The organism is Rhizobium sp. P2_G9 (genome assembly GCF_056403475.1).
The window spans coordinates 1-384 of sequence record NZ_JBFUFK010000150.1 but is presented as its reverse complement, the minus strand read 5'-3'; the positions used below and the strand labels follow the sequence as shown (position 1 = coordinate 384).

General features: G+C 60.7%; 1 protein-coding gene. It reads left to right on the top strand.

The window, feature by feature from the left end; translation table 11 throughout:
* Nucleotides 1-170: 170 nt before the first annotated feature.
* Nucleotides 171-384 (top strand): helix-turn-helix domain-containing protein (locus AC1DYF_RS40425; RefSeq protein WP_477884568.1); only part of this gene is annotated, 214 nt, incomplete at its 3' end.

Here is a 384-nt window from a genome sequence, read left to right as displayed (position 1 = left end):
AGGTCGCGTTCGGCCGGTGCGCGCCCATTGATCTGGCTGTAGGCCCAGATAAAGGCGAGATACTGGCCCTGCTTGTCGGTGAAGCGCGGCGCCTCTGGCAACTTTTGGTCAAGTAATTGATTCATTTTTCGATTCATCCGGAACCTCCATACCCAAAGGAGGCCTTGCGGATGAATATACGCTATCGTGTCGATCTCGACCAAGCCGAACGCGACGAACTTATGAGCCCACTGAACGCTGGCAAGCATGCGGCACGCAAGCTCAAGCGGGCGCAGATCCTGCTGGCCGCCGATGCTGGCCTGGGCGACGAGGCGATTGCCGCCACCGTGGTGGCCAGCGGCTCGACGGTCTATCGCACCAGGCGTCGCTTCGTGGAGATGGGCC